General features: G+C 44.0%; 12 protein-coding genes and 2 other annotated features. All 12 genes read right to left on the bottom strand.

Features of this window, described 5'->3' with window-relative positions; translation table 11 throughout:
- Positions 1-14: 14 nt before the first annotated feature.
- Positions 15-1277: an EF-P 5-aminopentanol modification-associated protein YfmF gene (yfmF, locus tag G400_RS0108145; protein ID WP_017261205.1), complete on the bottom strand. Its 1263-nt coding sequence runs from the start codon at positions 1275-1277 to the stop codon at positions 15-17.
- A 229-nt stretch (positions 1278-1506) separates the two neighbouring features.
- Entirely contained in the window at positions 1507-2364 is an 858-nt protein-coding gene (locus G400_RS0108140; RefSeq protein WP_017261206.1) for an amino acid ABC transporter substrate-binding protein, read from the bottom strand.
- A gap of 44 nt (positions 2365-2408) precedes the next feature.
- Positions 2409-3047, bottom strand: coding sequence for an amino acid ABC transporter ATP-binding protein (locus G400_RS0108135; protein WP_017261207.1), 639 nt, complete (start codon positions 3045-3047; stop codon positions 2409-2411).
- 12 nt (positions 3048-3059) lie between these two features.
- Positions 3060-3707, bottom strand: coding sequence for an amino acid ABC transporter permease (locus G400_RS0108130; protein ID WP_017261208.1), 648 nt, complete (start codon positions 3705-3707; stop codon positions 3060-3062).
- Positions 3708-3908: 201 nt separating this feature from the next.
- Positions 3909-4140: a binding site (T-box leader), on the bottom strand.
- A gap of 82 nt (positions 4141-4222) precedes the next feature.
- Entirely contained in the window at positions 4223-4750 is a 528-nt protein-coding gene (mreD, locus tag G400_RS0108125) for a rod shape-determining protein MreD (protein WP_017261209.1), read from the bottom strand.
- A 14-nt stretch (positions 4751-4764) separates the two neighbouring features.
- Positions 4765-5613, bottom strand: coding sequence for a rod shape-determining protein MreC (gene mreC, locus G400_RS0108120; RefSeq protein ID WP_017261210.1), 849 nt, complete (start codon positions 5611-5613; stop codon positions 4765-4767).
- A gap of 178 nt (positions 5614-5791) precedes the next feature.
- On the bottom strand, positions 5792-6805 hold the full coding sequence (locus G400_RS0108115; RefSeq protein ID WP_017261211.1) for a rod shape-determining protein: 1014 nt from the start codon (positions 6803-6805) through the stop codon (positions 5792-5794).
- Positions 6806-6932: 127 nt separating this feature from the next.
- On the bottom strand, positions 6933-7409 hold the full coding sequence (locus G400_RS14820) for a JAB domain-containing protein (RefSeq protein ID WP_017261212.1): 477 nt from the start codon (positions 7407-7409) through the stop codon (positions 6933-6935).
- A 51-nt stretch (positions 7410-7460) separates the two neighbouring features.
- Entirely contained in the window at positions 7461-8792 is a 1332-nt protein-coding gene (locus G400_RS0108105) for a bifunctional folylpolyglutamate synthase/dihydrofolate synthase (protein ID WP_017261213.1), read from the bottom strand.
- Positions 8793-8973: 181 nt separating this feature from the next.
- Positions 8974-11634 carry a valine--tRNA ligase gene (locus tag G400_RS0108100; RefSeq protein WP_017261214.1) on the bottom strand — a complete coding sequence of 887 codons (2661 nt, stop codon included), beginning with the start codon at positions 11632-11634 and terminating at the stop codon, positions 8974-8976.
- A 107-nt stretch (positions 11635-11741) separates the two neighbouring features.
- Positions 11742-11965 (bottom strand) — a binding site (T-box leader).
- Between the two features lie 86 nt (positions 11966-12051).
- A complete protein-coding gene (gene tpx / locus G400_RS0108095) occupies positions 12052-12549 on the bottom strand; it encodes a thiol peroxidase (RefSeq protein WP_017261215.1) in 498 nt (165 codons plus the stop codon).
- Between the two features lie 433 nt (positions 12550-12982).
- Positions 12983-15235 (bottom strand): glycoside hydrolase family 65 protein, encoded by a 2253-nt coding sequence (locus G400_RS0108090; protein WP_017261216.1) that lies wholly within the window; start codon positions 15233-15235, stop codon positions 12983-12985.
- Between the last annotated feature and the right edge of the window lie 75 nt (positions 15236-15310).

Genomic DNA, 15310 nt, shown 5'->3' with positions numbered 1-15310 from the left:
TGAGTTTAGGCTGGTTACTTGGTAAGTAAATAACTCGTTGCCAAACTCGTTTGCTGCGCAATCGCGGCAACATCCTGAGCTGTGACAGCATTGATGCCATCAATCCAATCACTTACAGCCATTGGACTAGCCGTTAAGTCGCCCAATAATTCAGAGCCAACTACCAATCGTGGTGCATCCTGAGCCGCCTCACGCTGATTAATCAACGTTTCCTTAACCTGACTCATGCGATCCACGCTAAACTTTCCAGACGCCAGATCAGCCAATTGCTCGCCAATGATCTGTTGCACAGTCACCGCCTGCTCCCCATCGATACCTGCCTGTACCAATAACGTTTGATTAAAGAAATTAATGCCTGAATTAGCATAATAGGCCAAGCTCTTCTTTTCTCGAACATTTGTAAACAGCAATGATAGTGGCGTGCCACCAAACAGTCCGTTAAACACCTGTGCCGCAAAATACTGATTGTCACCATAATGAACCGGCAAATTATAAGCCAGGTCAAGTTTGGCTTGGGTTATCGACTGATGTTCCACTTTTCTAGTGACATTCGAAGGGGTTTCCTGCGGTATTGTAATTTGTCGTGACATCGATGGACGATCCGTTAAATCAAATGAATCAAGCAACGTTGCCACTTCATCAGCATCCACATCGCCCATGACATAAATAAACACTTCATCGTCAGTCAAAATACGCCGATATTCATTATAAACTGACTGTGCTGTTAGGCTCTCGACGTCAACTAACCGGCCTGCACTGGGATAAGCAGCCGCAGTGTCACCAAAATGCAAACGTTGAGCCTGTAAACGCGCGTATAACATCTTATCATCACTGACGGCACGTAACGCGATGGCCAAATTTTCTTTTTGTCGATCAAACGTCTGTTGGTCAAAGCCGGTAATACCGTTTTGCGTGCTAACCAATGGATTTAACATCACTTCGTTGAGAAAATGAAATCCGTCAGCTAATAAATTAGGTTGTCCTTCTAAATAGCGGCCATTGGCCAAAGTCAGTGCGAATTGAAACTGAGCTAAGTTGCCCATTTTAGTAACGTTCGTATTGAAATTTGCACCATACATATTACTCAGTACTGCAGCTAACGCCGTTTGTGTCGGGTACATTGCCGAACTGGTCTCTAATAGATCAGCCAATAATGAACGCGTCGTTAACGTGGCTAATTGAACTGGCGAGCAAAAAGATACCAGCACGCTAACTGTTTTAAATTGTGTGGTTGGGAGAACGGTTAAATGAACACCGTTTGCTAAATCTTGTTTCAATTCCAGCCGCCTCCGTTAAAATAAATTTGTGTAGTCATCATTGCTTTATACTAGCTGAAATGCCCCGTAAAAACAATCCTCTGGACTAGAACCACTATCGAAAAAAATCGTAAAATAAAGTCGTAGGACACAAATTCACAGTCTCCAAATTTGTGTCCTACGACTTTTTAATATTTATTATGACTAAAAAAATAACTGAACGTTGAAAGCCGCGAATAACTTTTAAATACTACTTCGAAATTAACGAATCTGAATCCTGACCGAACCATTTATGGTTAATCTGACTGAGTTGTCCATTCTTAGCCAGTTTAACAAACGCCTGGTTGATTTTTTTCCTTAAGGTGACATCCCCCTTACGTAAGCCAACCGCGTAATCTTCCCCGGCAAAATCGCCGACAATCGTTCGATAGGCAGACGGATTAGGTTCGTGCTTAACGTAATAGCCTGCGTACACTTGATCAATCAGTAACCCCTGAATTCGGTTAACGTTCAGATCAATAAAAGCGTCATTAAATGTGTCATATGTTATCGGCGATCCTTTGATGTATTGTTTCAATAGCTTAGGCTTTTGATTAACTAACGTTTGGGCCGATGATCCGGTTTGCAAACCTAAGATTTTGCCTTTCATATCTGAAAATCGCCGAATATTTTGTTTTCTCTTGGTTACCAAGACCTGACGATTTCTGAGATATGGTCGGGAAAAGGCCACTTTGGCTGCCCGTTGAGGCGTTATGGTATAGCCATTCCAGATTGCATCAATCGTCCCATTACGCAATTCTGTTTCCTTCATGGACCAGTCAATCGTTTGAAAATCTACTTTGAGACCATACTGAGCAAACGTTGCCTTCGCTAGATCCACATCGTAGCCAACCAATTTTCCATTCTTTTCGCGAAAACCCATCGGAACAAAACTATCATCAACACCGATAACGACCGTTCCACGGCGTTTTATATGTTGCCAGGTATCTTGATGATCCGCACGGGTAGCAACGCTCTCACAACCGCTCAAAACTAAAATGCCCATTAGCATGACAACAACTAATGCCGCTAATCGTCGATACCTGCTTATTGTTCGTTTTCGAATCATTATCTTCATCCTCCCCACTATCCCCGGTCAAACTAACATTGGCCTTAGGCATTCAGTGGTTTAACTGTCACAACCTGATCGGCAATTTTTTCCGCAAACTGCTGATCATGGGTGACAACAATCTGGGTAATCCCTCGTTTTTTGAGGTCTAAAATGAGTTGACCGACCGTATCACGAAGCGTTGGGTCCAATGCTGACGTTGGCTCGTCATAACATAAAATAGCTGGTTCCATAGCCAAAGCTCTCGCAATTGCAACACGCTGTTTTTGACCACCAGATAGCTGAAATGGATACTGTTTGATCACTTGAGCTAACCCAAGCGACTCAACCAATGATTCAACTTGTTCATGAGCCTGTTTTGTTGACAGACCAGTTACCATTTTAGGTGCTAACATGATGTTGTCGAGCACACTCAAGTTAGGAAATAAATTAAAGTCTTGAAAAACCACACCAATCTTACGTTCACTTCCACGATCTTCAACTGGGTCAAACGGTTGACCGTCTAAAAGAAAGCTGCCCGAGTCTGGACGTTCTAATCCTGCGATGCACCGTAACAAGGTCGTCTTGCCGGCACCAGAGGGACCGACGATACTAACAATTTGTTGGTCAGGCACAACCATTGAAAAGTCGTTTAAAATTCTGCGCTGTGCAAATGATTTGTTGATATTTTTTAATTCCAGCATAGTTGATCCCTCCTATCGGTAGTAACTGTAGTGTTTCTCTAATCCGCGTAAGGCGTAGGTACAAACCAACGTCAACAAAAGATAAATAATCCCCACTAGGATCAGCGGAACCAATGTAACATCTCTAGCTGAGGCCACATTACCGGCACGCAGTAGATCACCTAATCCAATAACATAAACCAGCGATGAATCTTTGACCAAGTTGATTACTTCATTACCAACAGCAGGGATAACGCTTTTGACAACTTGTGGCAGTACAATCTTTCGTAAGGTTTGGGTATAAGTCAGACCGAGCACTTGGGCACCCTCGTATTGACCATGGTTAATACCGGCAAAACCGCCACGGAAGATTTCAGCAAAATAAGCGGCGTAGTTTAAGATAAAGGCGAACAGTGCTGCGGGATAACGGGCAAACACAATATTAACGTCTGGTAGTCCGTAAAAAACAAACATCAGTTGAAGCAATAGCGGCGTCCCACGCATGAGCCAAACGTAAAAGTTCAGCACCCAACGAATCGGTGAAAACCGTGAACGTAGTCCCATACTAACTAATACACCTAGTGGTAAAGCACCAACCAACGTCCAAAAGAAAATACGAATGGTCATCCATGCCCCACTAAATAATGATGGCAAAATCTGATTGACGTATGTTAACGACATGTTAACCCCTCCTATGATGAACAACTTTTCAAACTAATGACAACACATTGCGTTTGACACAAAAAAATCCCCTAACTAGCCTAATTGCTAGTTAGAGGACGTTGGTTAACGTGGTGCCACCTCATTTTTCTACCGCCTCACGACGATAAACTCACGGAGTTTATAAACAAAAACACGCCCTCTTTAGTCATCTTAGTGACTAAAGAGGGCGTGTTTGCGCGGTTCCACCTCAAGCTTTCAATTACTTCACAGTAACTGACTCAACGAGTTTGTTTATAAACTCCTTGGGGTAACGGACCGACCGGTTTAACCTACTTCATAAATTCAGCCAAACGACTCACAGATGTGTTTCAACAACAGTCAGGGTAACCATCACAGCAGCGATTACTTTCTGGACAAGCCTGTCATTTACTCTTCCGTTCATTGTCATTTCATTCATATTCTTAAGTTAGCAACACTATAGTGTTCTTTATACGCTCTGTCAACCCTATTAAATATGCCACGCATTAAAAAAATTACTGAACACGTGCGCCACGCAAATAAAGTTGTCGTAACGGCACATACAAAATCAATAGAATCACTTCATTTAGGGCCAACGTTGGTGCCAGATCGATTACCATAAAATCAGCAAACGATGTACCAGTGCCACCAATCATTTGTAAAGCCGACCAGCTCAGTAATGGTTGAATGGTAAACCCTAGAAAACCGACCAGCAGTGTCGCAAATAAATTGACAGGCAGCACTTGTCGTAAAGTACGAGCTAACCACACGATCACTGGGAAAATAAATAAGTACACGCCCCAGTAACCGCTGTAAAAGAGGTCAAAAACCACGCCAGCGAAAACTGCAAACCAATATGTTGGCATGTGATATTGATCCTCAAAGAAAGATGCACAAAACAACCACAACGTAGTAATCTCTGGTACAGCCGTCGCCGAACTGCGGAATAAATGACCGGCGAACTGCTGGCTGATCGTTCCATCTAAAAACACGCTTAACAGAAGGCCAATAATAAACGTCCAGCGTAAGCTCGATTCACGCATGTCATCACCCCCATTTATTGTTTTGCGGCAACTGTAACAACGTTAACCGTGCCAAGATTGCCCGCTGGTTTGATGTAAACCTTATTTGCCAAACCATAGTCATCAGAACTGGTCGAAACAATCGTGCCAACAAACAATCCTTTAGGGGTTATCCCACCAAGTCCACTAGTTGTCACTTTATCGCCCTTTTTAATGGCGACTTTGGTCGTAATCTGACCCATTTCTAGCAGATTCTTGTCTTTGTCATAGCCAGTCACGATACCATTAACCGTTTCACCCCCGGCATTAGTGACTTGAATAGCAAACCGATTAGCAGTATCGGTATCATCGGAAATTAGCTCAACCTTACTGTTGGTTTGATTGACTTCAATCACACGGCCAATTAATCCCTTACCGGCAAGCACAGGCATATTTTTCTTAATGCCACTGGTTTTACCTTTGCCAATAACCAATTGGTTCTGCCATGCCGATGGCGTTCTTGCGATAACGCCGGCCGTAATCGGCTGGTAATCAATCAAGCTATTATTTAGCTTAGCTTCGCTACGTAATTCTTTGTTTTCATTTTCAGTTGTTTGCAAACGAACCTTGTCTTGTGCCATTTGATCAACTTGTTGTTTCAACTTCTGATTTTCATCATACGTGCTTAACAACTGAGAAATCGAATTGACTCCGGCACCGACCCCACCAACGGGTACACTTACCACGCGGTCAGCAAAACCGGCCACATCATTCCCGAATTGTTGAATGATTGGTGGTGTATTCCGACGATTACGAACCGTCACCGATAACGTCAATAGTCCCAGGCATGTAATGATTCCCACGGCGATGATGACAAGTCGTCGGTTTGAAAAGAATCTATGCATTGTTACCTCCAAGTCTAAAAACATCACAATCAAAAAATGTGGCACAAACGCGCTGGCGTCGCGGTTATCTAACCACTTTCAACGTCCGTTGACGCGGTCTGGACAAAAACAATGTCATTTTCACACACTGTTTCTGTCGACCAAGACCAATGCTTTTGTGCCACACATTTTCGAATTATTAACGGTTGTTGCGCCGTTTCATGACGTCAATACTCTTCAACGATTCACCAGTACCAATAGCCACACAATCGAGTGGTTCGTTGGCAATGAAGACTGGCACCTTAGTTGCTTCAGAAATAACATCCTGAAGATTCTTCAGTAACGCACCACCACCGGTCAAGACAATTCCATGATCGATAACGTCTGCAGCAATTTCAGGAGAAGTTTCTTCCAATGTTTCCTTAATGGCTGCAATCACTTCAACAATGGTGTCGTGAATTGCCTTAGCAACATCTTCAGCGGTCACATCAATGGTCTTTGGCAGACCGGAAATCAAATCACGGCCTCGAATAGATGCACCATCCATGGTCTCAGAAGCTTCAACCGAAGCAGAACCAATTTGAATCTTCAAATTTTCCGCTGTCGTCTCACCAATCAATAAATTGTACTTTTGACGAACGAAAGCAACAATTGACTCATCGAGTTTGTCGCCAGCCATGCGAATGGACCGACTGGATACAATCCCACCAAGTGAGATTGTGGCAACATCGGTGGTCCCACCACCAATGTCAACAACCATGCTACCAGTTGGATCCATGACAGGAAGACCAGCACCGATTGCGGCTGCAAAAGGTTCCTCAATGACATATGCATCACGGGCACCAGCCACACGAGTAGCATCGATCACTGCCCGCTTTTCAACTTCAGTAATCCCGCTTGGCACACACACCATGATGTATGGCTTTTCAGAAGACCGACCGAGGGCCTTTTGAATGTAATACTTCATCATGGCTACCGTCGTGTCATAATCGGCAATAACCCCGTTTTTCATTGGTCGAATAGCTGAAATGCTACCGGGGGTACGACCCAGCATCTTGCGTGCTTCTTGACCAACTGCAACTACTTCACCTGTATTCGTGTTACGTGCAACGACAGAGGGCTCGCGTACAACGATGCCCTTTCCGTCAATATATACAAGTGTGTTGGCAGTTCCCAAGTCGATGCCGATGTTTTTTTGTCCTAATCCAAACACAGTATTTCTTCCCTTCAAAAGACCCTTGGGCCAAATCATATCGGAAAAAGTATACCATAGAAAAAACAGTGAAAACAGGTCGTTTCCACTGTTATCAAGATTTTTATTCTTCCTTAAACAAACCGAATCAGGACGTAGCCGTATCTTTTTCAGCCAAAATTTCCGGTAATGTCACGGCATTAAAGAGATCGTGCTCGCCAAAGCTGAAATAACTATGACGACCTACAATAAAACAATCTAGTAGCTCAATACCAAGTAGCTGACCGGCCAACCACAGGCGCTGACCAAATTCTTGATCACTTGGTGATGGCTTGGCCAGACCACTTGGATGGTTATGTGCAACGATCACCCTCGCCGCATTAGCGACAATCGCCTGATAAAACACATCACGAGGATGTGCGACACATGCATCCACCGTTCCACGAAAAACTTCGCACCGAGCAACAACCTGATTTTTAACGTTCAGTGCCAGTAGCAATAACGTTTCCTGGCGCAAATCGCTCATTTCATCGCTTAACGCAATCCCGACCGTGCGACTGGATCCTGCTTGAGTGCCAATTGTTAATTTTGTCTGTCCTTCTGTCTTTGTACCAATTTGTTTCATGTTTGCCAACCTCCAAATTATGACGTTGACTTAACATACGCAAATTGAGTCTCAATTGTTCGCCACTTCGTCATTATCTGTAAATAAATGGCGCACATCAGAAATGAAGTATAACGACCCCGTAATAATCAAAACATCATCGGCGGACAGGCCTCCTGCCGTTTGTGCAATTGCCACTTGCCAGTTATCGAACTTGGGCACAGGCTGTTTTAAACTAGCTTCCAGCGCGTCTAAATCGGCCGCATTCCGCTTTGCGTTCGGACCGGCGAAATGGGTCAACACTAAATGCACGTTTGGCAGTGCCGCCAGCGTCGGTAACATCTTTTCATAAGCTTTATCTGCCAAAACAGCAAAAATAATGGTCACACTTTGTTGTCCAAAATGAGTTTTGATTAGCTCAGCAAGCTCATCAACGGCTGGCTCATTATGCGCACCGTCAATCACCACCAAGGGCTGGTCGTTCAATTTTTCAAAACGCCCTGCCCAAAAGGCAGTGTTGAGACCATCACGAATACTCTTGACTGATACTGGCAGTTGTTGTAATTGATGCAATTTTAGATAAGCCGCTAGTGCTGTGGCCGCGTTGTCACTTTGATAACGACCCAGCATGCTAATTGCCAAATCCTTTAAATGTTGATCAAAGCCATCAAAACTAAACCGTTCCTGCCAGCCCTGAGCCGACTGATAGTGAATCTGATAATCGCGATTCATGGCAAACCACGGAGTGCCTGTTTTTGTAGTAACCTCACGAATAACGGACAACGCGCCGTCGTCAGTAATGTTTCCAGTGATCATCGGGACATTAGGCTTCGCGATGCCGGCTTTCTGCCAAGCAATTTTACTAACCGTGTCACCCAACATTTTCATATGGTCCAAACCAATGGTTGTGATAACCGACAATAGCGGTGTGATTACATTGGTAGAGTCAAAGCGACCACCAAGACCAGCTTCTACCAGAACAATATCAGCATGTCCTTCAGCAAAGTAGAGCAGCATCATGGCAGTCAGCGTTTCAAACTCTGTCGGTCCACCCTCAGGCAGTTCTTCGTCTAACTTTGCTTCAACTGGTTGAATGATTTGAACCAGTCGTAGAATATCTGCATCACTGATAGGCTCACCATCCACACTAATTCGCTCATTGAAACGAACCAAATACGGTGACGTGAAACTGCCCACGGTCAGCCCATCTGCCTGTAATAAATTGCGCAAAAAGGTTAGTGTAGATCCCTTTCCGTTTGTGCCGACAATATGGACCATCTGGATATCCGTTTCAGGATGGTTTAACCGCTCCAAAAACAATCTCATGCGATCTAGTGTTGGTGATTTTTTAAACTTTGATCGGCCATGAATATAAGCCACAGCCTCTTCATATGTGTTAACCATGTCAGTGCCCCACTCATTCTCAATTTGTCTACTTGTTATCATACACCAACGACTATGCTAGACATGCGAAAAGCATACAAAAACGCCGTTCTGTTAACTTATTGTCTTGGCTCAAGTTAACAGAACGGCGTCTTTTTTAATTGACTAATTTTCAATCCAATGTTGGTGACAGAGCGTTGATTTAATTACGACTAGCCTTAACTTCTGCCAAACGACTCGTGGCTGCTGTCAGTTTTTGTTGCCAATCAGCTTGCTTACTCCGCTCTTCAGCGACGACTGCTTCTGGCGCATTAGCAACAAAGCGTTCATTACCCAGTTTCTTTTCGGAACGGGTCACTTCATTCTGCAAATTAGCGACTTCTTTTTCGAGACGCGCAACTTCGTCATCCAAGTTAATCAGTTCGGCTAACGGAATGTAAACTTCCGCATCAGAAATGATGGCTGACATGGCCAGTTTTGGTGCCACAACATCTGGTCCAATCTGCAAGTCACTCGGGTGACAGAACCGATCCACAAAATCACGGTTCGTTTCAAACAGTGTCTTCAGTTCTGGGTTATTGGTCTTAATCAGCAGTTCAACGGCACTACTCATCGGTGCGTTGGCTTCACCACGAATATTACGGACTGCAGTAATCAACTCAATTAAGCGGCCCATATCAGTTTCAGCTTTGGCATCATCAAAGTCATCGTGAACAACTGGGTAGTCCGCCACCATGATTGATTCACCCTCATGCGGCATGTCCTGCCACAGCTCCTCCGTTACGAATGGCATCAACGGATGCATCAAACGTAACGTCTGGTCAAGAACATAACCCAAGACATTTTGAGTGTTCTTCTTAGCAGCTTCGTCATCCCCGTTAAGCACTTCCTTGGTCATTTCAATGTACCAGTCACACAGGTCATTCCAAATGAAATTATAAAGTGCACGGCCAACTTCACCAAATTCAAACTTATCAAATAAACGGTGAACATCGGCAACTGTTTGGTTCAACCGGCTCAAAATCCACCGGTCCGCCAAATTCCAGTTTGCTTTGTCTGGCAATACTGGTTTCTCCATGTCGCCTAAATTCATAATGACGTAACGGCTAGCATTCCAAATCTTGTTGATGAAATTCCACGCCGCATCAAGTTTGGTCGTATCATAACGAACATCTTGACCTGGCGTTGAACCGTTAGCCAAGAACCAGCGCATGGCATCGACACCGTACTTATCAATGACATCCATTGGATCGATCCCGTTGCCAAGTGACTTACTCATTTTACGACCTTGATTATCCCGCATCAAACCATGCATCAGCACATTCTTAAACGGCCGTTTGCCAGTAAATTCAACTGATTCAAATATCATTCTGGATACCCAGAAGAAAATAATATCGTAACCAGTAACCAAATCATCAGTCGGGAAATACCGTTTGAAATCTGGATTATCAGTATCTGGCCACCCCATGGTCGTCATTGGCCACAAACCGGAGCTGAACCAAGTATCCAAAACATCTGGATCTTGAGTCCAGTTTTCTTCGTCCTTCGGTGCTTCCATGCCAACATACGTTTCACCAGTTTGCTTATTGTACCAAGCCGGAATCCGGTGACCCCACCATAGTTGACGGGAAATAACCCAGTCATGAACGTTATTCATCCACTGTTCATAGGTATCTTCAAACCGTGAAGGCCAGAATGTGACCTTGTCATCTGTCTTTTGGTGGTTCAATGCTTGTTCTGCCAATGGCTTCATCTTAACAAACCACTGAGTTGAAAGACGGGCTTCAACCTGCACACCGGTCCGTTCTGAGTGACCAACTGAGTGCACGATTGGGTCAATCTTTAGCATCCAGCCACCATCCTGCAAGTCTTGAACAATGGCCTTACGAGCGTCAAAACGATCCATCCCGTTATACTTACCGGCATTTTCGTTTAACGTTGCGTCCTCATTCATGGTATTGATCCGTTTGAGATTATGACGGTTACCTACCAGAAAGTCATTTGGATCATGAGCCGGCGTAATTTTAACCATCCCAGTTCCAAACTCAGGGTCAACGTATTCATCTGCAATAATCGGAATCTCGCGGTCAACTAATGGCACCTTAATGTGTTTGCCAACTAATTCCTTATACCGTTCGTCACTTGGATGGACGGCAACAGCAACGTCACCAAACATTGTTTCAGGACGAGTCGTCGCGATTTCGATGTAATCCTTGCCTTCATACGTCGTGCCATCCGTGAATGGATACTTAACGTGGTAGAAAGCCCCTTTATCGTCCTTGTGGATAACTTCAATATCAGACAATGCTGTGCGGGCTTGTGGATCCCAGTTAATAATGTATTCACCGCGGTAGATCAGACCCTTGTTGTACAGATCAACAAACACCTTACGAACAGCCTTAGAAAGGCCTTCATCAAGTGTAAACCGTTCGCGACTGTAATCCATGGACAGACCTAACTTAGCCCATTGCTTATGGATGGTAGCAGCATATTCGTCCTTCCAGTCCCAAACTTGTTCCACGAACTTTTCGCGACCAAGATCGTAACGAGAAATTCCTTGTTCACGCAAGCGGGCTTCAACCTTTGCTTGCGTGGCAATGCCAGCGTGATCCATACCAGGAACCCACAATGTATCGTAGCCTTCCATTCGTTTGTAACGGACCAGCATATCTTGCAGGGCGGTATCCCAAGCGTGACCTAGATGAAGCTTCCCCGTCACGTTTGGTGGTGGCAAAACAATCGAATAAGGCTTGGCCTTTTTGTCGCCAGATGGCTTAAATAATCCTGCATTCAGCCATTTTTGATAGCGACCATTCTCAACGGCACGTGGATCATATTTAGTCGGTAAATCTTTAGTTGCCATGTAATCATTCCTTTCAACTCATCATAATTTTTAAGTCATGTTATCAACGTGTGGTGAAAGCAACTTGTTATGCCTTCAAACGAAAAAAGCCCTAATTTCCATACAGAAATTAGGACGATTTATCGCGGTACCACCTAAATTGGGTAATGCTACCCCACTCAAGCACGGTTTAACGGACGTGACCCGAATTCACCTACTAACGCTCATCACTCAAGCGGATTCAGCAAACCTGCCAACAAGCTACTTTCGCTACACGTCGTTTACCGGTCTTCCATCAACACCAGCTTGCTATAAAACCACGATTCACTACTCTCTTGTTCAATGCATTATTCGTTTTCAAACATCTTTAATATTTTTTATCATAAACTGTCCATCATTGACCGTCAAGATGGTTTTCCATCTCACAATTAAAGCGGACTATTTTTCAAACTGTTCTAGTGCATCTAAAGCGGCCAAATAATCAGGCTCCTGACCAATGTTAGGAACAACTTGGCGATAGACGACTTTGCCCTCTGCATCCATTACGTAAACGGCTCGCGCAAGCACATCTAAATCGGGAACCAGCAGATTTGTCGCATAACCGAACGATTCTTCCTCATCTGACAACACAGATAAATTTGTCACACCTTCAGCCGCACACCAGTTTTTCTGTTCCAACGGTGTATTCTTCGAAACGGTCACAAAACGAACATTTTGATGATAATCAGCCTGCTGATTAAATTTCTTGGTTTGCACAGAACATACTGGCGTGTTCAAATCTGGTACCACGCTAATGACCAGTGGTTTGCCCAACAATTCAGCCATTTTGACCTTATTGCCATCTTCATCAAATAATTTAAAATGCGGTAGCGCATCCCCAACGGCCAGCGGTTCACCGACCAGCTGTACTTTATTGTCATCTGCAACGATTTCCACAAGAACCACTCCTGTCTATTTAAATTCACTCACAAAGCACCACAAATTACGGTCATAAGGTGTTCGTTGAGCCTTATTCTAAACCATTTCCCCGTTAAGTAAAGGACTGGCACTTTAAATTTCAGTCTCGATTTATAAAGATTAACAAATAGTGCGGACCTGATTTTAGCAATTGTTGTAAAAAGAACTGTGACAAAGCCCGATTTGAGAACGAGCATTAACAAAAACTGACCCATTCCCGAACTTGGGGAATGGATCAGTTTTAGGTTAAGCGGCATTCTCAGGACTTTGGAGCGCGATATTACTCACATTATTCTTCCCAAATAAACTTATGTCTCAACCTCTTTAACACTAAATCAGATTTGAAACAGTTTAATTTGAAGTTTAAACGTCAACTAATAGCAACTGCCTCTGCTAAGGGCGTTAAAGCTGACTACAAATTAACTTCCTTGTCATTAACCGAAACCGTCAGTGGATCACCAGAAATCAGTTTAACGTTTGTCCCGTTTGCATCCACATGAACTTCAATCAGACGACCACGGAACAGTTGACGGAATTCGTAACTCGTCCATTTTTTCGGTAAGAATGGTGCAAAGTGTAGCTCATCATCGCGAACCCGCATGCCAGCGAAACCTTGAACGATTGCTAACCAGCTACCAGTCATTGATGTAATATGCAAACCATCGACCGTATCATTATTGTAGTTGTCTAAATCCAAGCGTGATGTGCGTTCATACATTTCAACAGCCTTATCTTCATAATGCAGATCAGCGGCCAAAATTGAATGGATTGCTGCGGATAGGCTGGATTCATGAACCGTTAATGGCTCGTAGAAATCAAAGTTGGCCTTCTTTTGCGCAGGTGTAAAGTCATCGATAAAGTCCCAAACACCCTGTAGGACATCCCCTTGCTTAATGTAAGGGGACCGCAAGATTTTGTCCCATGACCAGTGTTGATTAATTGGCAATTGGTCAGCAGGAATTGCACTGACTGGTTCGATATCCTTATCAAGGAAGCCGTCGTGTTGAACGAAAATGCCAAGTTTGTCATCGTGTGGCAGATACATCTTATCGACGATATCTTGCCATTGCTTCTTTTCTTCATCACTAACGGCTAAATCAGCCGCCTGCTTAGCGTCAACCTCTTGCAATACCTGTAACGTGTACTTCAACGTCCATTGAGCCAAATAGTTTGTGTACCAGTTGTTGTCGACGTTATTTTCGTATTCATCTGGACCTGTTACACCATGAATCATGTACTGTTGATTACGTTTGGAGAAGTGAACACGGTCAGCCCAGAAGCGGGAAATTTCCGTCAACACCTTACTGCCTTCATGTAAGACATAACTCTTGTCGCCCGTGTAACGCGTGTAGTTGTATATTGCAAACGCAATGTCACCATTACGGTGAATTTCTTCAAACGTAATTTCCCATTCATTGTGTGATTCAATACCGTCAAACGTAACCATTGGGAACAAGGCACCTTTAAGTCCCTGCATCTTTGCATTATGGTACGCACCATCCAATTGTTGATAACGATACATCAACAGATTGCGGGTAACTTTTTGATCCGTTACACCGAGATAAACGGGAACGGCGAACGCTTCCGTGTCCCAGTAGGTAGCACCACCATACTTTTCACCAGTGAAGCCCTTTGGTCCGATATTCAACCGTGAATCTTCACCATAGTACGTTGAGAACAACTGGAACAGGTTAAAGCGAATTCCTTGTTGCGCACCAACGTCCCCTTCAATAGAAACATCACTCTTTGTCCAGCGGTCAGCCCAAACGGCTGTGTGTGCCTGGTAAAGGTCATCAAATGATTGCTTGTTAACGTCTGACGTCAAGTCGTGCATTCCTGCCGTCAAAGCAATTTGGTCATCGTAATCACGTGATGTTACCACAATCACACGTTTTTCCAACTGAGCAGTTTCACCGGCAGCCAATTCACCGCCAAATTCATTCGTAACTTCAGTTGCTGTTTGAACGCCGCTTTCAACAGCTGGCAACGTGCTCTTATTGGTCATTTGCATACCAACAGTAAATTGAGGCGTGCCAAAATTGTTTGGCTTGGTCTTGGTCACCACTTCGCCTTGGTCACTGGTACCGCCAAGATTCAGTACATCCCAGAACCGTTCGTCGTAATTGGCGTCCTCGTTTTGAACGTCAGCATCCAACGATGAGTTTAATTCTAGCTTAACGGCTTGATCGCCCACGTTTTTAACACTAACTCGAATAACTGCTAACTCTTTTTGTGCAGCACTAACAAACCGTTCAAACGTGAAAGCTAACTTAGCTGCACCCTTCGTCACGGTGAATGTCCGGGTCAACAAAGCATGTTGCATGTCCAAATCAAGTTTAAAATGACTCACTTGATCTTTGGCCAAATCAAGCTTTTCGCCATTAATCACCGCATTGACCTTAATGAAGTTAACTGCGTTGATAACTTTACCAAAGTAAGCAGGATAACCATTCTTCCACCAACCAACACGTGTCTTATCTGGGAACCACACACCCCCAAGATAAATACCAGGTAAAGTATCGCCACTGTAATCTTCTTCAAAGAAGCCGCGGAGCCCCATATTACCGTTACCAAGACTGGTCATCGATTCCTGTAGACGCTTGTCCTCTGGATCAAATTTACGAGTTACGACGTTCCATGGCTCAATGTCAAACGTTTGTTTCATAGTTTTATTCGTCCCTTCTCACATATATTGTTCTCTGCTCAGTGCAAACTGGGCTTCGGCATCACTCTAAACGTG

It is taken from the genome of Furfurilactobacillus rossiae DSM 15814 (assembly GCF_000428925.1).
GTDB classification, from domain to species: domain Bacteria; phylum Bacillota; class Bacilli; order Lactobacillales; family Lactobacillaceae; genus Furfurilactobacillus; species Furfurilactobacillus rossiae.
The sequence above is the reverse complement of the archived record's forward strand: the minus strand, read 5'-3'. Positions and strand labels throughout refer to the sequence as shown.